This is a genomic window from Cohnella hongkongensis (genome assembly GCF_042654645.1).
Taxonomy (GTDB): Bacteria; Bacillota; Bacilli; order Paenibacillales; family Paenibacillaceae; genus Cohnella; species Cohnella hongkongensis.
In genome coordinates, this window is the sequence record NZ_JBHSEP010000004.1 from 313710 (window position 1) to 338873 (window position 25164).

Consider the following 25164-nt stretch of genomic DNA (forward strand, 5'->3'; position numbering starts at 1 on the left):
GGGAATAATCGGCCGGCATCCGGGAACGCTAGCATCGACAAGTCGAGACAGACGGAGGCGATCGAACCGATGGCGAGAAGAAGAAGGCGCCTGGCCGTGCCGGACGCGGTGGACGGCGTACGCGCGCTTAAGGCGGACGTAATGCGCAAGGAGGGCTACCCGGTCGATCCGCAGCGGCCGGACGAGGTGAAGTACGAGGTGGCCAAGGAAATCGGCGTGCCGCTGCAGCAAGGAGACAACGGGAAGCTGACGACCGAGGAGGCCGGGCAAGTCGGCGGCAGAATCGGCGGGCCGATGGTGCGGGAGATGATTCGGCTGGCGCAGGAGCAATTGACGCGGAAACGGTGAAAAAACAAGAGGCGAGGATCTCTTCGGGGGATCTTCGCTTTTTTTGTGCCGTTTTCCCGGGATACGGCTTTAATGGCCGCTTATTTCCGCTTAACAACGAAGTAGGGCTGCCTTATAATAAATCAATACGTCATCGCTCGATCCGATTTCTTTATCCAGCCAGCCTGCATGCAAGAGGGCGGGTTTTTTGGAACGGACTGCAATTTTGCGCCCATCAGGGGTATGAATCTTAAGAAACTTTAAGAAACCGTTGGCTGGAGAATACGATAGAATAATAGAAAAAGATTCTCCGCAGTTTCGTAAGGGGGATGAGGCGGAAATGAATCTGTTGATCAAGCTGGGCAATCGAAGATTCGTCCTGTTCACTTTCATTTTGCTGTTGAAATGCTGTCTGGCCTGGTTCGTCGTCTTCGAGAACGGTCCCTCGGTCACGACGATGCTTACGGAAATTCCGTTTTTCTGGGTCGTTTTCTGTCTGATCGAATGGTTCGCGACCAAGCGCAAGCTGCTCTACTACACGATCGCGAACCTATTGTTTACGCTGCTCTATTTTACGGTGCTGATGTATTACAAGTATTACGGCGTCATCGTCACTTATCACGCCCTCAACCAGGCGGACAAAGTCACCCAGGTCGGCGACAGCACGTACTCGCTGATGGATCCTTATTACCTGCTCATTTTCGTCGACGTCCTCGTGCTTCTGGCCATTCCGTTGTGGCTGAAAAGCCGCGCCAAGGGCATCCAGCTGCACTTGAGACCGATCAGCCGCAAAGCGCTGTCGGCGCTGTTCCTGGCGTCCGTCATGCTCTGCTTTCTGAGCATCTGGCCGAATCGCGCGAGCATGAACGAGAACAAGCAAGCGGAAGAGATGGGCATTCTGAATTACGAGTTCTACACGATTTTCGCGGACGACAAGGTCGATGCGGAGATCGTGGACATGAAGGAAATCAACCAGGAGCGAATCGACCGTCTGAAAGGCAAAACGTTCGTGGAGCAGCCTCTGTATGAAGGAGAGGCTCGGGGGAAGAACGTCATCCTCATTCAGATGGAGTCGCTGCAGGACTTCATGATCGGTCTTCAGGTGGACGGCCAGGAGGTCATGCCGAATTTGACCCGGCTGGCCCAGGAGCAATTCCGCTTTAATCATTTCTACGCGATGGCCGGGCAGGGAACGACGTCGGATGCCGAGTACGTCGTGAACACGTCGTTATATGTGCCCAAGCACGAGCCGGCCACCAAGAACAACGTGAAGAAGGAGCTGCCGAGTCTGCCCAAGCTGCTGAAGGCCCAGGGCTACGACACGGCGACGTTCCATACGAACGACGTTCAGTTCTGGAACCGTACGGAGCTTTATCCGGCTCTCGGCTTCGATCGTTATTACGACAAAAGCTTCTACGGGGACACGGATCATATCGCCTACGGATCGTCCGACGAGGTGCTGTACGCCAAAACGATCGAAGAGCTGAAAAAGATGGATGAAAGCGATCGGCCGTTCTACGCCCATGTGCTGAGCATGAGCGCTCATCATCCCTACAATCTGCCGGAATCGAAGCGCCGGATGACTCTTCCCGAGGAGATGGAAGGCTCGATGATCGGGCGGTACATTCTCGCGCAGAATTATGCAGACTACGCATTGGGCGCCTTCCTCGAGGAGCTGAAGAGCAGCGGCCTCTGGGACGACAGCATCGTCATGATCTACGGCGATCACCAAGGTCTGCCCGTGTACTCGATGAAGAGCGACGAGCGCGAGCTGATGCGGGAGCTGGTCGGCCACGAGTACGGTTATGCCGATATGTTTAACGTACCGTTCATTATGCACGTTCCCGGCGTCACCTATCCGGCGCTCATCGAGCGTACCGGCGGGCAGATCGATATTTTGCCGACGATCGCCAACCTGCTCGGCGTCTCTCTCGACGATCGGCTTCACTTCGGACAGGATTTGCTGAACTCGGGCTCCAACGTGCTGCCGATGAGGCACTTCCTGCCGACCGGCTCCATCGTGACCGATACCGGAGTGTTCATTCCCGGCAACGACTACGAAGACGGCACGAACTATCCGTTCGACGGCGCCGAGCTGCCGGAAGGGAGCGGAGCCGCCCGGGACGAATACGATCGCGCGCTGGAGCTGCTTAACTTGTCGGACAGCTACGTGAAGCAGCTGCCGGACAGAGCGCCGCAATGACGATAGAGCAAAGCGGCCCGTTCCATTCTCACGGCGAGATGGAACGGGCCGTTCTTTGTTTCTCGCCGCTCGGTAGGGGGCGAATCCGATCCGGATCGCCGCCGCGGCCAAGACCGGGCGCGGAGCCGGAAGAACGCCGCCTGCGTCGCGCCCGGAACCGGCCCGTGAAGGCTCAAGCCCGCAGCTTCCGCTCCCGGTACTGTCCGGGCGTCATCCCTTCCTGCTTGCGGAAGGAGCGGATGAAGTTTTGCGGGTTGTTGTACCGGAGCTTGGCGGCGATCTCCTTGATCGGCAGGTCGGTTTCCGTCAGCCACTTCTTGGCCATGCCGAAGCGATAGGCCGACAGATATTCGCTGAAGGAGACCTGGGTTTCCTTGCGGAATACGCTGCTCAAGTAGTTCGCGTTGTAGTGAAGGCGCGAAGCGCATTCCTCCAGCGTCAGGTCGGTGTCGTAGCAGCGCTGGACGAGGTCGATGATCTGCTCGGAAATGTTCTGGTACTGCGCCTCCTGACGGTCGCGGAAGGCGGCGATCATCGGGAAGACGACGGAGGCGGCGAACCAATCCTCGATTTCGGGAACGGTGTTCAGAGCGAGAAGCTGCTCGAACAGGGAGCCGCCCGCCCGGGGCAGCTGAATGCCCGACTCCTGAGCGACGATCAGCAGATTGTTAAGCAGTCGGACCAACGCAAGCTGGCATTCCTGCGGAGACAGCTCCGCCCGGAATACGGGCTGGAGAAACTGCTTCAGCAGCTCGCGGGCTTTGTCCTGCTCCGCCAGCTTGATCGCGTCGATCAGCTCGTTCTCGACGAGCGTCGGATAGTTCAGATTAAGGAACGGATGACCGGAGTTCAGGTTGCCGTACTGAATAATGATGCCCTTCCCCAGCTTCAGCCGATGCTTCAGGGCATCCAGTCCTTCGCGGTAGCCGGCCTCCAGCCGGGAGAAGGAATCGAACGGCAGGCTCATTCCGATGCTGATCTGCAGTCCGAGATAGCGGTGGACGTTCGTCTGCAGCTGCTCCGCGATTTCGAGCAGGGCGGAGTTAAACCCTTCGGCTTCCGGATCGGGGCTGCCCAGCACGACGACCGCCGTGCCGTCGACCGTGACCGGAGTCAGCCTTCGGGAGAACGGGATCATCTCCTCTACGATGTTCTGAACAGCGAACAGCAGCAGCTCCGAATCCTCCTTGCCGTATCGGGTCTCCTCCAGGGCGTCGATCTGCAGCGTCAGGACGACAAGTCTCCGCCAGCCCGACAGCTGCGCCTCGAAGCCGAAGCGGCGGAGCTGCTCCGCCAGCTCGCCGGGCATGAGGTTGCCTTGGACCGCCTTGATCAGAAAGTAGGCTCTCACCTGCCCGAGATGCTGGCGAACCTCCTTCTCCAGACGCGATTTGGATTGAAACAGATGGCTTAATTGCTCGCCGATCAGTCCGAATTCGTCCTTCCTTCGCTTATCCGTTCCGGTCAGGCCGTCGTCAAGCTGCAGAAGCAGCTTCTGAATCGGAGAATAGATTTTTCTCGAGCCCAGCCAGACGAACAGAATCGCCGCAAGCAGCAGGAGGAGGCAGATGAACAGCGTGTAGAAGCCGATCTTGTTCGACTCTCTCGTGAGACTGGATATCGAGACGAAAGAAACGTAGGTCCAGCCGTTATAGGGAGAGCGGTAATAGGCGACCGAGTAATTCCCTCCGCCCAGATCCGCCTGAATCTGCCCGGACTGCCCGTGCATCTGGTCGGTCCGGTCGAAACCGGTCGCAGCGACGGAACGGCCGATCAGCGAAGGATCGGGATGCGCAAGAATGCGGTAGCTCTCGTCGAGAACAAGCGTCGTATCCGCCGGATTCTCTCCGCTGAGCAGAGCCTGCAGGCTGCAGGCGGGAATGTTGGCCATCGCGAAGCCGTGGGTTTCCAGCCCGTTGACGGGCAGCTTCTTGGTCAGACTGAGCGTGTAGGGGCAGCCGATGCTCGAGGCGCTTTCTTCGCTGTAGAACCAACGGCTCGGATACAGCTCCCAGCTCTCCTTGACTCCGCCGTTCATGAGCCCGAGCAGAGCTTCGTGCTGCTCGTACCGGTCGAACGGGTACAGGCCGGAGTTTTTGACCATCCAGTTTTGGCGCACGTTGACGAGGACGACATCCTCCACGAGCGTATCGAACGATTGCATGTGCCGCAATTCGTTGCGGATGTTGTCATACGTCATGAAATCGTTTACAGTTAGCGGGGCGGAGACGGCCTTCTTCAGCGCCGTCGAGTTGATCGTCTGGTTCAAAGTGTGGTTGACAGTCGTTAAAATTTGTTCTACATTTGCATTGATTTGCTTTAGAAGCTGTATTTTTCCTTCATTTACATATTTTTGGATTTCGTTGGATGAGGTAGCGTAAGAGAAAATTCCGATCATAAGAACCGGAAGCGTGCTGAGCAGAAGCCCGAACAGGGTCAACTTGGTCAGGAAGCTGAATGAGCGCAACAGGATCCACACCCTAACTTGATCTCGACATAGCTTTATTGTACCGACTGGACTTTTTCAGGACAATAATCATCTGAAGCGTCCATAATCATCAGGTCACATCGTAGGACGGGGAGGGGGAACGCGATGAAGGCGAGGGTTCAGGACGGCTGCCGGAGGAGAAGACGCCGGCCGATGCTAGGGCTGCTGGCCGTGTTGCTGCTCGCATCCTGCGGTCAGGAGGCCGGCGTGGGCGAGGAGGCCGGAGCGGACGCCGTAATTACCATTATGGCGCCGCTCCACTTTCCGCATGCGCCGGACTCTTCGATTATCGGAGAGATCGAGCGGCTGACGGGTACGAGGCTCGACATCGAGTGGGTTCCCGACGGCATCTATACGGACAAGATGAATACGTCGCTGATGACGAATTCGCTGAAGATGGCGACGTTCGTCAAGTATACGGATTACGCATTCGTGAAGAACGCCGCCCGGTCGGGAGCGTTCTGGGAGATCGGCCCGTATTTGGACCGGTTTCCGAACCTCCGGCGGCTGAACCGCGACATTCTGGAGCAGTCGTCGCTCGACGGCAAAATCTACGGCCTGTACACGGAAAGGCTGTCCTCCCGGCAGGGAATCATCATCCGTCAGGACTGGCTGGAGCGGCTCGGCTTGAAGAAGCCGGCGACGATCGACGAGCTGTACGAGACGATGAGGGCGTTCACTTACGAGGACCCGGACGGCAACGGCCTCGACGACACGATCGGGGCGGCCGATCGCAACGATCTGATCTTCGGCGTGTTCAAGACGCTTGGCTCCTATTTCGGAACGCCCAACGGCTGGGCGGTGCGGGGGAAGGCGCTCGTGCCGGAGTTCGAGGCCCCGGAGTACATGGATACGATGAACTTCATGCGCAGACTGTACGAGGAGGGGCTGATCAACTCCGACTTCGCCGTCACCAGCAAAGAGGTGCAGCGCAATCTGTTCATCCGCGGCGAAGCCGGCATGTATATCGGGAGCATGCTCGACGCGCAGCGGCTGGCCGATGCGGCCGTCCGCTTCAATCCGGAGGCGCGCTTCACGCTGGTCAACCGGATCGAAGGGCCGGAAGGCTTCCGAATCTGGTCGATTCCGAATTTTAACGGTCTGTATTTGTTCTCGAAGAAGGCGATCAAGACCGAGGAGGCGCTGCTCGAGGCGCTGCGCTTCTTCGACCGGTCGATGGAGGGCGACGTGGCGAACCTGATGAAGTACGGCTTCGAGGGCCGGCACTATCGGGTGGAAGGGGATACGGTCCATCTGCCGCAGGAAAGCCAGGAGCTGAGAAACAGCGAGGTGAGCGTCATCTACACGCTGATGATCGCTGATCTGAGCAATCCGAATATTATGAAGGTGGGCAGGCAGGACGAGCTGACCGCTCTGGCGGAACGGCTCAGCGAAGATAACGAGAAGTTCATCGTCAGAGATCCGACCGTCGGTCTGAAATCGGACACGTTCGACGAGAAGGGCGCGGAGCTCTACAAGACGATATCCGACGCAACGTATAATTATATACTGGGACATCTGGACGAGGAAGGCTTCCGGCGGGAGGTGGAGCGCTGGAAGAACGGGGGCGGCCGGGACATTATACGGGAATATACGCAGGACTATTTCGGCGGCGAGGACGCGGGGTGAGTGACCCCGCTTTTTTTGCGCTCTTCGGGAGGTGTCCGCAGGCCGCGGAATAATCCTTGGAGCGCTTCGCGCCCGGAAGCAGCCGATCCGAGAGGATGATTATATACGTAATCGGACCGTGCCCTTACATTTAAGGCTGCAACGCCATTATCAAATTTTGGAGGTCATGAAGCAATGAGGAAAAGAAGAGCTGCGTTCGTGCTCTGTCTGGCGCTGGCATGCGTTCCGGCGCTCGCGGCTTGCTCGGGAGACGGAGGGAAGGAGGCGGTCGCCCCTTCGCCGGGCTCGTCAGCGGGAGCGGACCCTTCGCCGTCGGCTTCGGCGGCGCCGGAGAAGGAGGAACCGACGAAGATTACGATCATGCTTCCCCTGAACATTGCGGAGACGCCGCCGGATACGGTCAAAAAGGAGATCGAGCGGCTCACGAACACGGAGCTGACCTACCAGTTTTTCCCTGCAGACACATACGAGGAGAAGCTGAACGCTTCGTTCGCGACGGGCTCCTTGCCGCAGGTGACGTACTTGAAAAATCAGTCCACCTTCCTAATGATGAAGGACGCCATCCGCGAAGGACAGTTTTGGGAAATCGGCCCCTATCTGAGCGAGTTCGAGAGCCTGAGCAAGCTGAAGCCGGCGATTCTGGACAATACGAGGGTGGACGGCAAGCTGTATTCGCTGTATGTCGGAAGGCCGCTTGCACGGCAAGGGATGATCTACCGCAAGGACTGGGCGGACAAGCTTGGCCTGAAGGCGCCGGAGACGATCGACGAGCTGTACGAGATGGCGAAGCGGTTCACGGAGGACGACCCGGACGGGAACGGCAAGCCGGATACGATCGGACTGACCGACCGCAACGATCTGATCTACGGAGCGTTCAAGACGATCGCTTCCTGGTTCGCAACGCCTAACAACTGGGGAGAGAAGGACAGCAGGCTGCTGCCCGAATTCATGTTCCCGGAATATAAGGACACGATGGATTTTATGAAAAAGCTGCGCGACGGCGGCTACATGAACCAGGACTTCGCCGCGACGAGCAAAACCGACCAGACGAATCTGTTCACCAGCGGCAAGGCCGGCATCTATATCGGGAGCATGCAGGACGTCAACGCGCTGGAGAAGGATCTGGTCAAGAACGTGCCGGATGCGGTCGTGGATACGCACGCGTTGGTCAAAGGGCCGAGCGGACAGGCGACGACATGGTCGATTCCCGGCTATAACAACGTCGTGCTGTTCCCTAAATCGGCCGTTAAGGACGAAGCGGAGCTGAAAAAGATTTTGGCGTTCTTCGACCGGCTGATGACGCCGGAAGCGGCGACGACGATGTTCTGGGGGCTGGAAGGAAAGCATTACGAGAAGGTGGACGGCAAAGCGAAGGAGCTGGACGACAAGGAGCTGATCGAGCGCGAGGTCAAGGGCTACAAGGACAGCCTGATCGGGGAGCCGGAGACCAACGGCCAGCTGGAAGCATACCATACGCTCGCGGCGCGGATTCATGCGGAGGAGCTGATCGTCGAGAACGAGAAAATCGCGATCCACGATCCGACTGCGGCGCTCGATTCTCCGACTTACGCCGCAGAGGGCCTTCAATTGCAAGAGCTGATTAAGGACGCGACGTACAAGTATATCTACGGCAGCATCGACGCGGCGGGCTTCCAGGCGATGGTCGACGATTGGAGCAAGCGGGGCGGCGACAAAATCATCGAGGAGTTCAATGCGGCCAGAGCCCAATAATTGCCGCAGGCGGCCCCGGTTCTCGCGGGGCCGCTCCGAACACCGGAGAAAGGAAGGCGCGACATGCAGCATGCGATAACGGCCGAAGGAGCGCCGGCGCTCGGCCGCCCCGGGAAGGGGCAAGCCGGCGGGGAGCGGTGGCGCAGGATCAAGCGGAACAAATGGCTGTATGTGATGATGCTGCCCGGCATGCTTTATTTCTTGATCTTCAAGTATGCGCCGATGTACGGCTTGGTCATTTCCTTTCAGGACTTCAAACCGTACAAGGGGATCGCGGGCAGTCCCTGGGTTGGCTTCAAGCATTTCGAGCGCTTGTTCACGGAGCCGGATTTTCTTCAGATTTTGGGCAATACGCTTATTCTGTTCGGCATGAATCTGCTGTTCTTTTTCCCGATTCCGATCATCCTCGCGCTGCTGCTCAACGAGGTTCGCGTGTCGTTGTTCAAGCGGACGGTGCAGACGCTGATCTACATTCCCCACTTTATGTCGTGGGTGATCATCGCTTCGATCAGCTACGTCATGCTGACGATGGACGGCGGAATCGTGAACGAGCTGATCGCCCATCTCGGCTTCCGGAAGATCAACTTTCTGCTGAGTCCGGAATGGTTCAGGCCGATGTACATTTTGCAGGTGATCTGGAGAGAGGCGGGCTGGGGAACGATTATCTACATGGCGGCCATCGCCTCGGTCGACGTCGAGCAATACGAGGCGGCCAGAATGGACGGGGCGGCCCGCTTCCGGCAAATCTGGCACATTACGCTGCCCGCGATTCGCGGCGTGATCGTCGTGCTGCTCATTCTGAAGATCGGCGACGTTCTGGAGCTCGGCTTCGAGCACGTCTATCTGCTGCTGAACTCGATGAATCGCCGAGTGGCGGAAATTATCGACACCTATGTGTATACGGCGGGGCTGCGTCAGCAGCAGTTCAGCTACAGCGCGGCCATCGGATTTTTCAAATCGTTCATCGGGCTTCTTCTCGTTATGCTAGCGAACCGGCTGGCGCGGAAAATGGGGGAAGACGGTGTTTACTAACGCAAGCGGAGGAATGGGATATGATTGAGGATCGGACGGTAAGCGGCAGAATCTTCTCGGTGTTGAATTATGCGCTGCTGGCGACGATAGCGCTGGTCTCGTTCCTGCCTTTCGTCCACGTCATTGCCGGCTCGTTCACGACGAACGCGGAGCTGGCCGCCAGCAAGTTCGTCCTCATTCCAAAGGTGTGGAGCATCGAGGCTTACCGGTTTATCTTCTCCACGAGCACGATTTTCCGGGCGATGGCCGTATCGGCGGCCGTCACGCTGCTGGGCACCCTGTTCAGCATGCTGATCACTTCGATGATGGCCTACGGCCTGTCGCGCAGAGATCTGGACGGCAGGAAGCCGATCCTGTTCGCGGTCGTCTTCACGATGCTGTTTAACGGCGGCCTGATTCCGACCTTTCTCGTCGTGAAGGAGCTGGGCCTGATCGACACGTACGCGGCGCTCGTGCTGCCGATCGCGATCAGCGCGTTTAATCTGATCATTCTAAAAAACTTCTTCCAGAACATTCCCGACGGGCTGGAGGAGTCGGCGAGGATCGACGGCTGCAGCGACTTCGGCATCTTCTTCCGCATCGTGCTGCCTCTGTCGATGCCGGTGCTGGCGACGATTTCTCTGTTCTATGCGGTCACTTACTGGAACACCTATCTGAACGCCATTCTGTATCTGGACAGCAGCGACAAGTGGCCGATCCAGGTGCTGCTTCGGCAGATTGTCGTACTGGCCAGCGGCATCGAGTACGGCTCCAACCTGGACGGGGCCGTGCCGCCGCCGGATCAGACGGTGAAGATGGCCGTTATCGTCGTGGCGACGCTGCCGATTCTGCTCGTGTACCCGCTTCTGCAGAAGCATTTCGCCAAGGGAGCTCTGCTGGGCTCGATTAAAGGATAAGCGACAAACCAAGGGAAGAGGGGATGAGGATGGAGCGGGAGCATTCGGGCGGGACTCCGCGTTCGCCGGTCGAATGGGGGACGGCGATCTGCGATACGATCATGGCCGCTTACGCGCCGGAGGAGCTTCCGCCGGCGGGAAGATGGCATTACCATCAAGGCGTGTTTCTTAGCGGGATGGAGAAGCTGCTGGAGCTTGGCGCGGGCGGATCCTCGTATGAAAGCTATATCCGGGGATATGCCGACGCCCTGATCGACCCGGAGGGGAACTTCCTGTTCGCCAGAGACGAGCTGGATTCGATTCAAGCCGGGCTGCTGCTGTTCCGGCTCGACCGGCGCACCGGGGACCGCCGTTACCGGATCGCCGCAAACAGGCTGCGAGCGCTGTACGGCACGTTGAACCGAACGGCCGAGGGCGGCTTCTGGCACAAGGACAAGTACCCCGGCCAGATGTGGCTGGACGGCCTCTACATGGGCGGCGTCTATGCGCTGAAGTACGCCGCGGAATACGGAGACGACCGGCTGGTCGATCTGGCGCTGGAGCAGGAGCGGCTGATGCGCCGCCATATGCGGGACGCCCGGACGGGGCTGCTGTTCCATGCATGGGACGAGAAGAAGCGAATGCCGTGGGCCGATCCGGAGACCGGCTGCTCCCCGGAGCTGTGGGGCCGGTCCCTCGGATGGTACGGGCTTGCGCTGGCGGAGTTTCTGGAGCTGCTGCCTCAGGAGCATGCAGGAAGAGGAGAGCTGGAGCAGGAGCTGGCGGCGTTCGCCAACGCCGTCGTTCGGTACCAGGACGAGGAGAGCGGGCTGTGGTATCAGATCGTCGATAAGGGAGAAAGGGCGGACAACTGGCTCGAGACGTCCTGCTCCTCTCTGTTCGTCTACACGCTGGCCCGCGCTGCCGGACGGGGTCTGCCCGTCTCGGACGCGTGCCGGGCCGCAGCCGGCAAGGGCTTCCGCGGGCTTGTCCGGACGCTTCGGACCGACGGACGGGTCGTCGTGCTTCCGGATATTTGCATCGGCACGTCGGCGGGAGACTATGCTCACTATGCCGGCCGGCCGAAGAGCGGCAACGACCTGCACGGCGTAGGCGCCTTCGTCATGGCGTGCGCCGCGATGGCCGCCATGGCCGAGGCGGCGAGCGGCGGCGATCCGATCGGGGGAAGCGCCGGCTTGCCATAAATGGTATAATAGGAGGCAATTACCGCACAGCGGCAGCAGGGGCTACTGACATGAGTGTCGTCTCGGAGCTACTTTCCAACTTGAATGAAGACGGTTTGACGGATTTGCTGGAGCGCTACCGCGCTTTCGGTCCGCTGCCGGGGATCGCTTTAACGTTTCTCAAGTCGTTCGTGCCGCCTTTGCCCACGATTCTGATCGTCGGGGTGAATGCGGCCGTTTACGGTTTGTGGGCAGGCTTCCTCTACTCCTGGATCGGTATCGTAAGCGGATGCCTCGTCACCTTTCTCGTCGCTAGATACGCAGCGGGGCATTCTTACTTTATGCGTTTCGCCCGCAAGCCCAACGTGAAGAAGAGCTTGACGTGGATTCGGCGCAACGCGTTCAGCTACGTGTTCCTGCTCAGTCTGTTTCCGGTCGGTCCGTTCGTCGTCATCAACATCGCCGCGGCGATCGCGCAGATGAGGCTCAGGTCGTTCTTCATCGCGATTCTGTTCGGCAAAGCGATCATGGTGCTGTCGGTGTCGATAATCGGACATGACTTCATGCGGTTCGTCGAGCGGCCGGTCGAGCTGGTCTACGTCGTGCTGTTCGTGGGCGGCTCCCTGTGGCTCAGCAAGCGAATCGAGCGGCGGTTCGCGAGGGCCGGCGAGGAGGAGCGGGAGGCCGCTCCCGAGCGGATCAGCTCCTAGCGGCGCGGCGGTGAGGCTTGGGGATCGGGGCGGCGGAAGCTAGGCTGCGAAGGCGGGAGGGGCGTCTGATGCCGGACGAGCGGTCCCATTACGGGGAAGCAGGAGGTGCGAGAATGCTGAGTTTTGAAAAGAAGATCGAGATTATGGAAACCTTCCCGGAGCTGGAGCGCAGGGACGTGTCTCTGGGCAGAGTCAACTTCCATTACTCCGGAAGCGCCAGCGACAAGAAGAACGTCGGGTATCACTTTCATCCGAACGGCAACGGATACGTCTACGCCGCAGGGCTGGAAGGAGTGGAAACCGACGGCAAAGGCTTCGTCAACGTTCGCGATTACGGCGAGCGGGAGCTTCGGGAGCTCGTCCAGCGGTCGATTCGGTCGCTCGGCGGGGCTGCGGCAGCCGGAGCGGGGCGCGCGGAAGGGCAAGCGGCCGAGGAGCGCTGGCGGAATGCGGACGGGAGCGAGCTGACGCTGCAGTTCGAGGACGACATGTGGTATCTGTTTGCCGGCTTGAATCTGGAGATGGCGTTCGAATCTTACGAAGAAGCGGCCGAATATTTGGCGGAAGAAGGCTTTGTCAGAGCTTAAGCCGCCTTCAGGTCCGCCGAAGACGAACAAGCGCGCGAGGCGCGCCTCTTCGCGCCGGGGGGCGCGCAGCAGGCTCCGAGTTTATGAAACGCAGCGCATTTCCATCCGTACATAATGAGTAACGAGATTTTTACGTTCTGATCAGGAACAGAGGAGGAGCTTATGAAGCGCATTCTATTGTTTATTTTGACCAACCTGCTCGTCATGGTGACGATCGGCATCATTTTGTCCGTCTTCGGAGTCGGCTCGTATTTGAACGAGTCGGGCGGCATCGATTTTAGCGCGCTGCTCGTATTCAGCGCCATCGTCGGCTTTACGGGCGCGTTCATCTCGCTGGCGATGTCCCGCTGGATGGCCAAAATGATGATGGGAGTTCGCGTGCTGAAGCCTGAAGATCCGTTGTCTTCGGGCGAGCAGCAGATCGTCGACATGGTGCACCGGCTGTCCAGAGCGGCAGGCTTGACGCATATGCCGGAGGTCGGCATCTACGAATCCCATGAAGTGAACGCATTCGCGACCGGTCCTTCGAAGAAGCGTTCGCTCGTCGCCGTATCGACCGGGCTGCTGAACGAGCTGGACGAGGACGCGGTGGAAGCGATCATCGCCCATGAGGTCGCGCACGTCGCCAACGGAGACATGGTCACGATGACGCTGCTGCAGGGCGTCGTGAACACGTTCGTCGTCTTCCTGTCCCGCATCGCTGCCTGGGCGGTATCCCGATTCGTCAAGGAAGAGATCGCGCCGATCGTTCATTTTATCGCCGTCATCGTCTTCCAGATCGCCTTCTCCATTCTGGGAAGCCTGGTCGTGCTGGCCTACTCCCGGTACCGCGAGTTCCACGCCGACGCGGGCGGCGCCCATCTGGCAGGCCGCGACAAAATGATCCACGCGCTGCGCGGGCTTAAAGCCTACCAGGATCGCATGAGAGACAGCCAGCAAACGGCCGTCTCGACGCTCCAGATCAGCGGTAAGAAAAGAAGCGGACTGTTCTCCACGCACCCGGATCTGGACGAGAGAATTCGTCGACTGCAAGCCGGCTGACAGCCGAAAAGAAAAAGAGGCCGTCCCGTTCAAGCCTATCGGCTTGGGGGGACGGCCTTCTGCGTTACTCGGTCCGTTCGTTGTACGCGCTGAGCAGAGTGCGGCGGTTGGGGCGAACCCGGTGAGCTTCGCGCAGGCTTCGCTCCGTCAGCTCCCGGTCGAGGCCGAGCTGCTCGGGAAGCGTCGGTCCCCCCGCCAGCGCCAGCAGCTTGCGAATTTCCTCGCCGCCGGGTATGCGAGCGATCGCTGCCGTCAGAGCCTGGCGATGCTGCTCGGGGAACAGGGCCGGCTTCTCCTCCGCCAGTCTGCGATACAGATCCGAGACGATCGCGCAGGCGATGCCGACCTTCGCGCCGTGCAGCACCTGCTTGCGTCCCCGCCGCAGCAGCTCCATCTCCCAGTAGTGGGAGAGGTGATGCTCGGCTCCCGAGGCCGGGTGGGATTGGCCGAACTGCAGCATGGCGAAGCCGGATTCGACGAGCGCCCGCATCAGCGTCTCCACGCCGAGCGGCGTTCTGCGTCCGATCTCTTCGCTGTGGGCGACGCATAGCCGAAGGGCGCGCTCCGTTCGCTCGTACACCTCTTCGGAGAAGGGCTCTCCTCCGGCCAGACTGCCGTATTTCCAGTCGAACAAGGAGGTGGATTTGCCCAGCATGTCGCCGAAGCCTGCGGCGATCAGCTCTGCGGGCGCCTTCGTCAGAATGTCCAAGTCGGCGAAGAGGGCCGAAGGGCCGATCGCGCCGATCGTCTTCTTCTCGCCGCGCAGAATGACCGGCGCTCCGACGGAGTTAAATCCGTCGACGGAAGGGGCGGTCGGCACCGATACGAAGGGGATGCCTACGGCGTAAGCCGAGAAGCGGGCGATGTCGTGCAGCGTTCCCGAACCGACGGCAACGACCGCCTCCTCCGTGTTCTGACGAAGCGCCAGAAGGAGCTGAACGAGGGACGCCTCGTCCGCAATGACGTCTCCTTGCCGGTCAGGCTCGATTTTGACGGTTGTCGTCCGAATGCCCGTCTCGCCAATCTCCTGTTCGAGCCGGGCTCCCGCGACCTCGTACGTACGCTCGTCGACCGCGAGCGCGACCCGGCGGTAGCCCTGCTCCCGCAAGTACGGGGCTACCTCCCGAAGCGCGCCGGCTTCGATGCGTACCGGTCCGTTCCATATCATCGCTTATTCCTCCTTAAGCTGCAGCAGTTCGCGAATATCCAGGATCGAATTCCAGATCAGGTCCGGACGTTCCTCGGCGGCCTCCGCCCGTTCGCGGGAGGTCGATCCGGTCAGCACAAGCGCCGTGCGGATGCCCGCGCGCTTGCCCAAAGCGACGTCCGAATGGAGGCTGTCCCCGATGACCAGACAGCGTTCGGGCGGCAGCTGCAGCGCGCGAAGCGCCGCATCGGACATATACGCCGAAGGCTTGCCGACGACAACGGACACCTGCGCTCCCGTCGTATGGACGATCGCCGCGATCGTGGCTCCCACGTCGATGCACTCGCCTCCGTCTCCCGGGAACGTCTTGTCCTCGTTGGTCACGATCAGCTTGGCGCCGCTGCGCGCCGCCCGGAAGGCGGCATTCAGCTCCGCGTAGGTCAGTGTCTCGTGGAGCGTGATGACGAGCCAGTCGGCTTCCTCCGGCTTCGTGGCCAGCTTAACGCCATGGCTTCTCATCTCCTCGTGCAGCCCTTCGTCCCCGAACAGCCACGCCTTGCTGCCGGGTGCGTGCTCCAACAAATAGGAGGCGGTCACGGTGGAGGTGAGCACGATCTCCTCGGCCGCCGCCGGAATGCCCATCGCCTGAAGCTTCTCCCGGCACATTCTCCGGGAGTAGTTGCCGCGGTTGCTCAGAAACACGACCCTTTTGCCTGAAGCCCGCACGAGCGCCATCGCTTCCCTGGCTCCTTCTATCGCTTCGGATCCGAGGTAGATCGTTCCGTCCAGGTCGATGATCAAGCCGTCGATAGCGTGCAATGTCATGGTGAAGCTCCTCCCAGCGGTTCGTTCCTTGTTCGCTATCGATTGTAAGCCAAATGAAGACAAACGACAATAAACGAAGGACGAGCTGCTGGCGATCTTCGCTTGCCGCCGTCTTTCCGCTGCGCTATAATAAGGTCAAAAGTTTAATCGCTTTAATTTTATGACAAACGAGAATGGACGACAATCGACAGCTATTGAATCGTTTCTTTGTGCTGCCGACTGCGCCAAAAGTTAAAGCGCAATAACTTAGGAGAAGGCTCGCGTTTATATTTTTTATCGCACAGGAGAGTCGGAAGGATGAAAGTCAACATTTTCGATGTCGCCAAGAGATCGGGGTTATCGGTGGTTACCGTATCGAGGGTGCTGAATCAGTCGAGCACCGTGCGGCAGAAGAACAAGGAAAAAGTGCTGAAAGCGATGGAGGAGCTCAATTACCAGCCTAACGCTTCGGCCCGCAGTCTGGCTCGCGGCAAGACGGGGATCGTCGGCCTCTCTCTGTCCAACCTGGGCGATTCGTTCTTCGACGGAGTTGTGAAGGAGACGAACGAGCGGTTGAGGGAGCAGGGCTATCTGCTGGCGCTGTCGATCTCGCGGAGCTCCGGGGACGCCTTTCGCCGCTCCTTGTTTCAGGAGGATCGGGTGGACGGGGTCATTCTGCTGTCACCCACGGAGGAGGACGATTACCTGCTGGAACTGAAGAACAACAAAATTCCGCACGTCCTGATCGATAATTCGAAAAATCACCCCTCCGCCTCCTCGGTCATCGTGGACAACTTTAAGGGAGGGTACGAAGCGGCGAAGCATCTGATCGAGCTCGGGCATACCGAGATCGCCCATATCTCGGGTCCCGATCCGTTCCTCAGCAGCCGGGAGAGGGAGCGGGGCTTTCTGGCCGCGCTGGGGGAAGCCGGGCTTCAGCCGTACCGCGTGGAGCGGGGGACGTTCGAGCTGTCGTCGGGGTACGAGATCGCGACGCGCTGGATCGATTCGGACACCCTTCCGTCGGCTCTGTTCGCGGCGGACGACTACATCGCGCTGGGGGTCGTCGACGCCTGCTTGAATCGCGGCATTCGAATTCCGGAGCGGCTGTCCATCGTCGGATTCGACGATCAGAAGCTTGCCTCCGAGTTCCGTCCGCTGCTGACGACCGTCCGGCAGCCGGCGGACAAGATCGGAGCGGCCGCCGTGGAGCTGCTGCTGGAGACGATGGCCGATCCGGCGAAGCGCAAAAAAACGGTGAGAATCGGACCGACGCTCATCGTACGGGAGTCGACGGCCCGTAAACCGACCTAGGCCGGGAGCAGGGCCAACGTCTTTCGGAGGTGAGCTTTCTCTGCTCACGGGTTTCAAACAGGCATACGAAGCGGGGAGGAAGGGCAGTGAACTATTATTTGGGAGTCGACGGCGGCGGCAGCAAGACGTATGCGCTGATCGTCGACGGGCAGGGCAACGTTGCGGGCAAGGGACGCAGCGGCAACGGCAACCATCAGATCGACCGCGAGGCGGCGAAGCTCAACATACGAGAGGCGGTCGAGGCGGCGCTGCAGCAGGCGGGGCTGACCCGGGAGCAGATCGAGTTCGCGTACTTCGGCCTGGCCGGGGCGGACAGGGAGGCCGATTACCGGATTTTGCGCCCGATGATTGCGGAGCTGGGCTTTCCGCGGCACGAGATCAGCTGCGACACGATGATCGCGCTGCGGGCCGGCACCGATCGGCCTTACGGGGTCGTGCTGATCTGCGGGACGGGAGTCAACGGCGCGGGCGTCAGCCCGGAGGGGCAGTTTTACCAGTGCGGAGGCTTTACGTATTTGCTCGGCGACTTCGGGGGCGGCGGCTCGCTGTGCGTCGAGGCGTTCCGCTCCGTCATCCGCGCCTGGGACGGCCGCGAGCGGCCGACGCTGCTCACGCGCCTGGTGCTTGACGATCTGGGCTACAGCGATGTGCAGGAAATGTTCGACGATTATCTCGACCACGGCAGGACGCCCCCGCTCCGTCTGGCCAAGCTGCTGTTCACGGCGGCGCAGGAAGGGGACGAGGTGGCGCGGGAAGTGCTGGCCAGGCAGGGCGCCGAGCTCGGCAAGTCGGCCCGGGCCGTCATTCGGCGGCTCGCGATGGAAAGTCTGGCATTCGACGTCGTTCTGGCGGGCAGCATCGTGACCCGGGGCGAAGGGGAGTTCGTCCGCGACGCGATTCGGGAGGCTGTGAAGGAAGCCGCGCCGGGCGCTCGCGTCGTGACGCTCGAGGTCGAGCCGGTCGTCGGCGCCGTATGGCTGGCCGTGGAAGCGACCGGCATCAAGCTGCCTCCGGCCATCTACGAGCGGCTGCGTTCGGTATCGGACTTCAGCCTTGCCTAAGCGGATGCCGAGACAGCCTCTGGATCATTAAAAATTCGCGCGAGGAGAGGGAACGCATGGCGGAACAACAAGGATTAAAGATTGCGGTGATCGGCGGGGGCTCGTCGTATACGCCGGAGATTGTGGAAGGCTTCATCCGCCGCTACGAGCAGCTGCCCGTCCGCGAGCTGTGGCTGGTCGATATCGAGGAAGGCCGGCATAAGCTGGAGATCGTCGGCGAGCTGGCGAAGAGGATGGTGGCCAAATCCGGTCTGCCGATGAGCGTTCATCTGACGCTCGACCGCCGCCAAGCGATCGAAGGGGCGGACTTCGTCTCGACGCAGATGCGAGTGGGCTTGCTGGAAGCGCGGAAGTGGGACGAGCATCTCCCGAATAAGCACGGCGTGATCGGGCAGGAGACGACCGGTCCCGGCGGGATGATGAAGGCGCTCCGCACGATCCCGGTGCTGCTCGACATCTGCAGGGACATCGAGGAGCTGGCGCCGGACGCTTGGCTGCTGAATTTTACGAATCCGGCCGGTATGGTCACCGAGGCGATCTCGCGCCATTCCAGGGTGAAGAGCATCGGGCTGTGCAATGCGCCGATCGGCTTGCACAAGTGGCTGAGCAGCAAGTACGAGACGACCCCGGATCGGCTGTACACCGAATTCGTCGGCCTGAATCATCTGCACTGGGTGACGCGAATCGAAGTGAACGGCGAAGACAAGCTGGCGGAGCTGCTGGACAACCGCGAACAATATTCCGGCCAGAACGTCCCCGCAACGGAGTGGGATCCCGACTTTCTGCGCGGCTTGGGCGGTTTCCCCTCGTACTATTTAAAATATTATTATTTGACCGACGCCATGCTGAAGGAACAGCTCGAATCGCTCAAGGAGAAGGGGACGCGAGCGGAAGTCGTGAAGCGGGTCGAAGACGAGCTGTTCGAGCTGTACAAGGATCCGAACCTTCAGGAAAAGCCGAAGCAGCTTGAACAGCGCGGCGGAGCGTACTACTCCGAGGCGGCGGTCAATCTGATGGTCTCGCTGCACAACGACAGGCGGGACATCCAGACGCTGAACGTCGCGAACGGCAGGACGCTCGACTTCCTGCCGGAGGACGCCGCCATCGAGGTCAACTGCGTCGTGACCGGCCAAGGCCCGATTCCGCTCCCTGTCGCCAAGGTGCCGGAGCAGGCCAAAGGGCTGATTCACGCCGTCAAATCGTACGAGAGATTAACGATTCAGGCCGCGATCACGGGCGACCGGGAGGTTGCGCTTCAGGCGATGGCCGCGCACCCCCTCGTTCCGTCCGTTCAAGTCGCGAAGACGCTGCTGAATGAAATGCTCGAGAAGAACAAACCGTATTTGCCGCAGTTTTTCCGGTAATCGATCAAGGCTCTCGCGAAGGGGATCGCGGGAGAGCCTCCGGAGGCGCATGCCGCTCCTTTCCGCCGTTGTCGCGGAGGGGAGCGGCATGCGTCTTTTTTTGTGATTCAAAAAGTATAAAATTCGTTATCCTTATCTGAATCCCCTCCGACATAAACGTTATCCCGCCGGTCCCAAGGACGGTGTAAGCCGTATATGCTTGGCTCCGGCGTGCGCTTCAAGTTTATTAAAAAGTGAAAGAGTTTAGGGATTGCTCTTATTTATGAAAGCGATTTATCCCGGTATTCTTGAGGTACATCGACCAATTCAGCAAGGAGTGAAACCGCCATGGGCGAGCGAATTAACAGCGCTTACAGATCGGCGGCGAATCATGGGCCCGTCCGTGTTCGCAGCAAGAAAAAATGGTTCGGAGGAAGATGGGAGAGTCCGGTGGCGGGGTATTTGTTTATTTCGCCGTGGCTGCTGGGCTTTTTTCTGTTTACCTTCTGGCCGATGATTCAGTCCGCGTATTTTTCTTTTACGGAATATTCTTTGCTGGAGCCTCCGCAATGGATCGGACTCCACAACTTCGACAAGATCATCAACGAAGACCGGCTGTTCTATCAATCGCTGGGAGTGACGCTCTGGTTCGTATTCCTCTCCGTCCCGTTGAAGCTGCTAACCGCTTTGCTGGTCGCCGTCATGTTGAACCGGAAGCTGAGGGGCATGCATATTTACCGTACTCTGATCTACTTCCCGTCTCTCGTCGGAACCAGCGTAGCGATCGCGATTCTGTGGAGCAATATGCTGGGGGCCGACGGATTCGTCAACAGGCTCCTCTCGTACGTCGGGATCGAGGGCAAAAGCTGGATCGGAAGCCCGGATACGGCGCTTGGAACCTTGATTCTGCTGGCGATGTGGCAGTTCGGCGCGTCCATGGTCATTTTCCTGGCCGGGTTGAAGCAGATTTCGGGAGAGCTGTATGAAGCGGCTTCCGTAGACGGCGCCTCCAAGGTTAGGCAATTTGTCTCGATCACCATTCCGCTGCTCTCGCCGGTTATTCTCTTTAATCTAGTGCTGCAGACGATTTCGGCGTTTCAAATGTTTACGCAAGCGTTCGTCATCACGAAGGGCGGACCGATCAATTCCACTTACATGTACGCGCTTTATCTGTATGAGAAGGCGTTCGGGAGATTGGAGATGGGCTATGCGTCCGCTCTCGCCTGGATTCTGCTGCTCATCATTGGCGCCGTAACGGCGTTGATCTTCTTTTCGTCGAGGTACTGGGTATTCTATGCAACCGATGGGGGGAAATCTAAATGAACGGAAAGAAAAGCGCAAGCTTGCGGCGCCACGGGCTATTCCTTGCGCTTAGCCTGGTGATGATGTATCCGGTGTTATGGTGGATCAGCGCTGCGTTTAAGCGGAATGAGGAGATGAGCTCTCCGAATCTGATCCCGGCCAAGGCTACGATCCTGAACTTCATCGAAGGCTGGAGCGCGGTTCCGGGCTACACGTTCACGCATTTTTACTCCAACACCTTTCTGCTCATTGCGGGAGTGCTGTTCACGACATTGATTTCCTGCAGTCTGGTCGCTTTCGGATTCTCCAGGCTGGACTTTCCGCTTCGCTCGTTCTGGTTCTCGATCGTGCTGTTGACGGTGATGCTGCCCAATCAGATTACTCTGGTTCCCCAATACGCGATGTTCAACTCGTTCGGCTGGGTCAATACGTATCTTCCGTTTATCGTGCCGCACAGTCTGGCGGGCGGAATAGGCGGCTCCTTCTTCATCTTCCTGCTCGTCCAATTCATCCGCGGGATTCCTTCGGAGCTGGACGAAGCGGCCAAGATGGACGGCTGCTCCTGGTTCGGAATTTATTTTCGCATCATTATGCCGCTGTTGAAGCCGCCTCTGGTTACGGTGGCGATCTACTGCTTCCTGTGGAACTGGGACGATTTCCTCGGCCACCTGATCTACATCAACGCCGTAGATAAGTATACCGTCGGACTGGCGCTCAGAATGATGATCGATACGAGCTCGACCGCGCCGTGGGGACAGCTGTTCGCGATGTCTCTCGTATCCGTCCTGCCTTCCGTGCTTATTTTTTTCCTCGCGCAGCGTCATATTGTAGAAGGTGTTGCAACAAGCGGTCTTAAAGGCTAAAATGCTCCAATACAACGAGCGACCCGCTTGGTGGGAGGGAATGGCCTATCCGATTTCTCCATCCGTTCAAGAACTTTCAGATCGGCCACGTATTTTTCGGCAGCTTCGCCGGACTGATTACGGTCGTGCTGATCGTCGTCATCGGCGTCAGTTACCAATTTTCCGTACGGGAAATCGTGAAAAGCACTTCTTTTTATCAACAGAACAATCTGATCCAGCTCGACAAGCAGCTGAATATTCAGATGACGGAGATCGAGAATATCTCCTTGGCGATATCGCGCAACAGCAATCTGCAGGAATACTTGAGCGAAGCCGAAGGAGCGGATTCGTATACCCGGTTCGCGATCGCTTCGCGGATTACCTTCGACTTGTCGAATATCGCCTTCAGCATGCCCATCATTCAATCGATCCGCGTCTATATCGAAGACCCGCCCGTGTCGGATTACCAGGGACCGGTCAAGTTTGTGAAGCTTCAGGAGCTTCATGAGGAGCCGTGGTCCGAGACGGTGGACAACTCCGATTTTTCGTGGATCGGCCAGCATCTCATCTCTACGAACAAAGGCGATTTGCCCGTCATCAGCTTCGCCAGGAAAATCTATACGCCCGGCTACGAATATAAAGCGTTGGTCGTGCTGGACATCAAGGCTTCCGACATCATCAAGCTGATCCAGGGGGAGGAGCCCGACGCCAACCGGGTGCTGCTCGATCTGGGGCTGCGGGCCGTCGCCTCCACGGGCGATATTTCCGCCGAGCAATACCGGGAAACCGCTCAAGACCTGATTCGTCACGACAACGCGAATCTAAATGACAAAGGCACTCTTCGCTATCACGATTCCCTTGTCGTCTGGTCCAAGCTGTTCAGCTCCGAGTGGATTCTGATGGAAGTCACGCCTTGGTCGGAAATGACCAAGGGCAGCGTCAGAACGGCTGCCGTCATGTTTTCCATCGGAATTGCCGCAATCGTCATAGCGCTGATCATGACGCTGATTCTGTCCAAGCAGTTTACCAAGCCGATCATTCTCCTGCTGAAGAGCATGAACAGCTTCTCCCTCGGGCACAAGGACAAGCCGATTGTCGAAGATTATCATAACGAGTTCGGCGCCCTGTTCAAGGGCTATTCCGTTCTGGTGGACCGGACAACGGAGCTGTACGCTTCTCTTGAGCAGCAATACCGAAAGCAGAAGGAAGCGGAAATCCAGGCTCTGCAGGCGATGATTAATCCCCATTTCCTGTATAACACGTTAGATCAGCTGAACTGGATGGCGATCGAGGCAGGAGAGGAGAAGATGAGCCGGGTGCTGGAGCTGATGGGACGAATGTTCCGGATCGGTCTGTCCAACGGAGAAAGCATGATCACGGTCGAAAGGGAGCTCACGCATCTGGAATGTTATTTGCAAATTCAGCAGATTCGCTGGGGGGAGAAGCTCGGCTATGCGATCGATGTGCCGGAGGCTGCTATTAAAGCCCTATATCTGCCGAAGCTGACGCTTCAGCCGTTCGTCGAGAATGCGATTATTCACGGATTTCACGGACGGGAGACGGGACTGATCGTCATCTCTGCGGCGTTGTCTCAAGGAGATGTGCACTTTGAAATTAGCGACAACGGAGTGGGCATTCCCGACAATTGGCAGCAACAGAAGGCGAGAAATACGGGAGGATACGGCATACGCAACGTAAGGGAACGGCTGATCGCCTATTATGGCCCTGCCTATGACATCGGAATCCGCAGCAATCCGAATACGGGAACCATGATCTCGATCAGGGTTCCCGTCATCAAGGAGAAGCCGGTTTCAGAAGGAGGTCAAGATGTGGAAGGTAGTCATTATTGACGACGATCCGCGGGTTCTACAAGGCATGAAGAACTCGATCCCGTGGAGAGAACTGGGAGCGGAGTGGGTCGGAGAAAGCACGGACGGCGAGCAGGGTCTGGAATTGATCCGCAGAGCGCAGCCGCATATCGTGCTGACGGATATTTATATGCCGGTGATGAACGGGATTGAAATGATCGAACGGCTTCGCTCCGAGCGATACGAAGGGAAAATCGTAATTCTAAGCGGATACTCGGACTTCCAGCATGCGAGGCAGGCGCTGCGGCTTAACGTGGACGATTATTTGTCCAAGCCCGTCACCCTGCAGACGATTAGAGGCGTTCTCGGCAAAGTGATCTCGCGGCTGGAAGAGGACCGGCTCAGGATGGCGGAGAAGAAGCGGCTCGAGGATCAGCTCGTCTTGTACGAGCCCTTCGTCATGAAGGAGTGGATTAAGTCCGTGCTGACGGGGACGACGACCCCCGAGCTGGCTCTGTTAAAGGAAGCGGACGCGCTGCGCGCGAAGTGGGAGAAGCAGATGCATATCGTGCTGGGGCTGCAGCTGTTCCGGTCCGACCGCAGGCCGCTGACGGCTGCCGGCGACAGCGAAGCGGAAGCGGTTCAGCTCGTTCAGGCTTTGAACGCCGCATGGTTCGAAAGTCGGCTCGATTGCGAATTTGTCGAGCTGCACAGTCATCACAAAGCCGTTATCGTTCATTTCGACCGGGAGGTTTCCGCGGAAGAGGCGATGAGGGCCGTCCGCGAGACGGGAGAGCGAATGATACGCAGCGCGGCGGATTTTCCCGAGTATAGCGTTCGAATAGGCGCAGGCTCTTTAAGGCAGGACTGGCAGGAGATTGCCGACTCGGCGGAAGAGGCGTTCTTCGCGATCGCTGCGGATTATTCGCTGCCGTCCAACGACAGTCGAATGGTGGAATATCCGGCCGTTGCGAGCCGTCCGACGGCTGCGGCAGGCGCGCGGAAATCGATCGGGCATATCAAGTTTTGCCAGCAAATCTGCGAAGGGCTGCAGCGTTCGCAGCTGGAGCAGGTGCGGACCGCCATTCACGCTTATCGGGCCAAGCTCGGCGACATCGCTCTCACGCCGTCGGACGTCATGATGCTGGGCACGGAGATATGGGCGATTCTCGCTTATTCTCTGCATGACGTCGGGATCTTCCTCGACGAGCTGTTCCCGGAGCTGGATCTGAAGCAGCAGCTTATTTCGGTGACGACGTCGGACCAGTTAATGGACTGGCTGGCGCAGAAGGCGGAGCAGATCTGCAAGAGCCAGCAGGGGGACGAGAATCTGAAGCATAAGCAGGCCGTCGATTTTATGATCCGGTATATCCATGAGCATTACGCCGAGAATATTACGATCCAGTCGTTGTCCAACGAATTGTATATTTCCAGATACTATCTCGGCCAGATTTTTAAAAAAGCGACCGGCGATTCCTTTAACCATTATTTGACCAAGGTCCGGATCGCCAAGGCCAGGGCGATGATTCTGGAAGGAAAGCTGCTGATCTATGAAATTGCGGAGAAGGTAGGCTTCAAAAACGTGCCTTATTTCAGCACGCTGTTCAAAAAGCATACAGGCCTCAATCCGACGGATCTGTTGAAATAATTTAGCGCCGCATTGTTTATTAATTCTCGAAAGTTTTTGTGTATCCTTCGTATTTAGGCCGGCGTGTAAACGCTTTATAGTTAAGTCT

General features: G+C 58.6%; 20 protein-coding genes. 17 read left to right on the top strand and 3 right to left on the bottom strand.

Annotation, left to right across the window (positions count from 1 at the left end; all coding sequences use genetic code 11):
- The first annotated feature begins 69 nt into the window (after positions 1 to 69).
- Positions 70 to 348, top strand: a complete 279-nt coding sequence (locus tag ACFO3S_RS08700; RefSeq protein WP_378094438.1) for an alpha/beta-type small acid-soluble spore protein — start codon at positions 70 to 72, stop codon at positions 346 to 348.
- Positions 349 to 667: 319 nt separating this feature from the next.
- Complete coding sequence (locus ACFO3S_RS08705) at positions 668 to 2530, top strand: LTA synthase family protein (RefSeq protein ID WP_378094440.1); 1863 nt, start codon at positions 668 to 670, stop codon at positions 2528 to 2530.
- A gap of 172 nt (positions 2531 to 2702) precedes the next feature.
- On the opposite strand, the gene ACFO3S_RS08710 is transcribed toward ACFO3S_RS08705, so the two are convergent.
- Positions 2703 to 4997 carry a helix-turn-helix domain-containing protein gene (locus tag ACFO3S_RS08710; protein WP_378094442.1) on the bottom strand — a complete coding sequence of 765 codons (2295 nt, stop codon included), beginning with the start codon at positions 4995 to 4997 and terminating at the stop codon, positions 2703 to 2705.
- A 126-nt stretch (positions 4998 to 5123) separates the two neighbouring features.
- Here ACFO3S_RS08710 and ACFO3S_RS08715 point away from each other — a divergent pair, with 126 nt between their 5' ends.
- The 8 genes from ACFO3S_RS08715 to htpX all read left to right on the top strand — a co-directional run bounded on the left by ACFO3S_RS08715 (position 5124) and on the right by htpX (position 13807).
- Positions 5124 to 6647: an extracellular solute-binding protein gene (locus ACFO3S_RS08715; protein ID WP_378094444.1), complete on the top strand. Its 1524-nt coding sequence runs from the start codon at positions 5124 to 5126 to the stop codon at positions 6645 to 6647.
- 174 nt (positions 6648 to 6821) lie between these two features.
- Positions 6822 to 8378: an extracellular solute-binding protein gene (locus tag ACFO3S_RS08720; RefSeq protein ID WP_378094446.1), complete on the top strand. Its 1557-nt coding sequence runs from the start codon at positions 6822 to 6824 to the stop codon at positions 8376 to 8378.
- Between the two features lie 63 nt (positions 8379 to 8441).
- On the top strand, positions 8442 to 9410 hold the full coding sequence (locus ACFO3S_RS08725) for an ABC transporter permease (protein ID WP_378094448.1): 969 nt from the start codon (positions 8442 to 8444) through the stop codon (positions 9408 to 9410).
- Between the two features lie 20 nt (positions 9411 to 9430).
- Entirely contained in the window at positions 9431 to 10306 is an 876-nt protein-coding gene (locus ACFO3S_RS08730) for a carbohydrate ABC transporter permease (RefSeq protein WP_378094450.1), read from the top strand.
- 29 nt (positions 10307 to 10335) lie between these two features.
- The gene (locus ACFO3S_RS08735) at positions 10336 to 11490 is read left to right on the top strand and encodes a glycoside hydrolase family 88/105 protein (RefSeq protein WP_378094452.1); all 1155 of its coding nucleotides are present in this window, start codon (positions 10336 to 10338) and stop codon (positions 11488 to 11490) included.
- Positions 11491 to 11540: 50 nt separating this feature from the next.
- Positions 11541 to 12179: a TVP38/TMEM64 family protein gene (locus ACFO3S_RS08740; RefSeq protein WP_378094454.1), complete on the top strand. Its 639-nt coding sequence runs from the start codon at positions 11541 to 11543 to the stop codon at positions 12177 to 12179.
- A gap of 113 nt (positions 12180 to 12292) precedes the next feature.
- Positions 12293 to 12766, top strand: coding sequence for a hypothetical protein (locus ACFO3S_RS08745; RefSeq protein ID WP_378094456.1), 474 nt, complete (start codon positions 12293 to 12295; stop codon positions 12764 to 12766).
- A 162-nt stretch (positions 12767 to 12928) separates the two neighbouring features.
- Positions 12929 to 13807: a protease HtpX gene (gene htpX, locus ACFO3S_RS08750; RefSeq protein WP_378094458.1), complete on the top strand. Its 879-nt coding sequence runs from the start codon at positions 12929 to 12931 to the stop codon at positions 13805 to 13807.
- Between the two features lie 64 nt (positions 13808 to 13871).
- Here htpX and ACFO3S_RS08755 read toward each other — a convergent pair whose 3' ends face one another.
- Entirely contained in the window at positions 13872 to 14975 is a 1104-nt protein-coding gene (locus ACFO3S_RS08755; RefSeq protein ID WP_378094460.1) for a sn-glycerol-1-phosphate dehydrogenase, read from the bottom strand.
- Positions 14976 to 14978: 3 nt separating this feature from the next.
- Entirely contained in the window at positions 14979 to 15779 is an 801-nt protein-coding gene (locus ACFO3S_RS08760) for an HAD-IIA family hydrolase (RefSeq protein ID WP_378094462.1), read from the bottom strand.
- A gap of 297 nt (positions 15780 to 16076) precedes the next feature.
- On the opposite strand from ACFO3S_RS08760, the gene ACFO3S_RS08765 reads away from it, so the two are divergent.
- The 7 genes from ACFO3S_RS08765 to ACFO3S_RS08795 all read left to right on the top strand — a co-directional run bounded on the left by ACFO3S_RS08765 (position 16077) and on the right by ACFO3S_RS08795 (position 25076).
- On the top strand, positions 16077 to 17072 hold the full coding sequence (locus tag ACFO3S_RS08765; protein ID WP_378094464.1) for a LacI family DNA-binding transcriptional regulator: 996 nt from the start codon (positions 16077 to 16079) through the stop codon (positions 17070 to 17072).
- An 86-nt stretch (positions 17073 to 17158) separates the two neighbouring features.
- Positions 17159 to 18133 (top strand): N-acetylglucosamine kinase, encoded by a 975-nt coding sequence (locus ACFO3S_RS08770; protein WP_378094466.1) that lies wholly within the window; start codon positions 17159 to 17161, stop codon positions 18131 to 18133.
- A gap of 56 nt (positions 18134 to 18189) precedes the next feature.
- Positions 18190 to 19497, top strand: coding sequence for a 6-phospho-beta-glucosidase (locus ACFO3S_RS08775; protein ID WP_378094468.1), 1308 nt, complete (start codon positions 18190 to 18192; stop codon positions 19495 to 19497).
- A 327-nt stretch (positions 19498 to 19824) separates the two neighbouring features.
- Positions 19825 to 20799: a carbohydrate ABC transporter permease gene (locus ACFO3S_RS08780; protein WP_378094470.1), complete on the top strand. Its 975-nt coding sequence runs from the start codon at positions 19825 to 19827 to the stop codon at positions 20797 to 20799.
- Positions 20796 to 21641, top strand: a complete 846-nt coding sequence (locus tag ACFO3S_RS08785) for a carbohydrate ABC transporter permease (RefSeq protein WP_378094472.1) — start codon at positions 20796 to 20798, stop codon at positions 21639 to 21641. The genes ACFO3S_RS08780 and ACFO3S_RS08785 overlap by 4 nt, the downstream gene beginning before the upstream one ends.
- Before the next feature lie 125 nt (positions 21642 to 21766).
- Positions 21767 to 23470, top strand: a complete 1704-nt coding sequence (locus ACFO3S_RS08790; RefSeq protein ID WP_378094474.1) for a sensor histidine kinase — start codon at positions 21767 to 21769, stop codon at positions 23468 to 23470.
- Positions 23448 to 25076, top strand: a complete 1629-nt coding sequence (locus ACFO3S_RS08795) for a response regulator (protein WP_378094476.1) — start codon at positions 23448 to 23450, stop codon at positions 25074 to 25076. Before ACFO3S_RS08790 ends, ACFO3S_RS08795 begins: the two co-directional genes overlap by 23 nt.
- The last annotated feature ends 88 nt before the right edge of the window (positions 25077 to 25164 follow it).

Excerpts from the sequence above, each read along its gene's own strand:
- ACFO3S_RS08700 (WP_378094438.1), top strand. The coding sequence starts at position 70 with ATGGCGAGAAGAAGAAGGCGCCTGGCCGTGCCGGACGCGGTGGACGGC.
- ACFO3S_RS08705 (WP_378094440.1), top strand. The coding sequence starts at position 668 with ATGAATCTGTTGATCAAGCTGGGCAATCGAAGATTCGTCCTGTTCACT.
- ACFO3S_RS08715 (WP_378094444.1), top strand. The coding sequence starts at position 5,124 with ATGAAGGCGAGGGTTCAGGACGGCTGCCGGAGGAGAAGACGCCGGCCG.
- ACFO3S_RS08720 (WP_378094446.1), top strand. The coding sequence starts at position 6,822 with ATGAGGAAAAGAAGAGCTGCGTTCGTGCTCTGTCTGGCGCTGGCATGC.
- ACFO3S_RS08725 (WP_378094448.1), top strand. The coding sequence starts at position 8,442 with ATGCAGCATGCGATAACGGCCGAAGGAGCGCCGGCGCTCGGCCGCCCC.
- ACFO3S_RS08730 (WP_378094450.1), top strand. The coding sequence starts at position 9,431 with ATGATTGAGGATCGGACGGTAAGCGGCAGAATCTTCTCGGTGTTGAAT.
- ACFO3S_RS08735 (WP_378094452.1), top strand. The coding sequence starts at position 10,336 with ATGGAGCGGGAGCATTCGGGCGGGACTCCGCGTTCGCCGGTCGAATGG.
- ACFO3S_RS08740 (WP_378094454.1), top strand. The coding sequence starts at position 11,541 with ATGAGTGTCGTCTCGGAGCTACTTTCCAACTTGAATGAAGACGGTTTG.
- ACFO3S_RS08745 (WP_378094456.1), top strand. The coding sequence starts at position 12,293 with ATGCTGAGTTTTGAAAAGAAGATCGAGATTATGGAAACCTTCCCGGAG.
- htpX (WP_378094458.1), top strand. The coding sequence starts at position 12,929 with ATGAAGCGCATTCTATTGTTTATTTTGACCAACCTGCTCGTCATGGTG.
- ACFO3S_RS08755 (WP_378094460.1), bottom strand. The coding sequence starts at position 14,975 with ATGATATGGAACGGACCGGTACGCATCGAAGCCGGCGCGCTTCGGGAG.
- ACFO3S_RS08760 (WP_378094462.1), bottom strand. The coding sequence starts at position 15,779 with ATGACATTGCACGCTATCGACGGCTTGATCATCGACCTGGACGGAACG.
- ACFO3S_RS08765 (WP_378094464.1), top strand. The coding sequence starts at position 16,077 with ATGAAAGTCAACATTTTCGATGTCGCCAAGAGATCGGGGTTATCGGTG.
- ACFO3S_RS08775 (WP_378094468.1), top strand. The coding sequence starts at position 18,190 with ATGGCGGAACAACAAGGATTAAAGATTGCGGTGATCGGCGGGGGCTCG.
- ACFO3S_RS08780 (WP_378094470.1), top strand. The coding sequence starts at position 19,825 with ATGGGCGAGCGAATTAACAGCGCTTACAGATCGGCGGCGAATCATGGG.
- ACFO3S_RS08785 (WP_378094472.1), top strand. The coding sequence starts at position 20,796 with ATGAACGGAAAGAAAAGCGCAAGCTTGCGGCGCCACGGGCTATTCCTT.
- ACFO3S_RS08795 (WP_378094476.1), top strand. The coding sequence starts at position 23,448 with ATGTGGAAGGTAGTCATTATTGACGACGATCCGCGGGTTCTACAAGGC.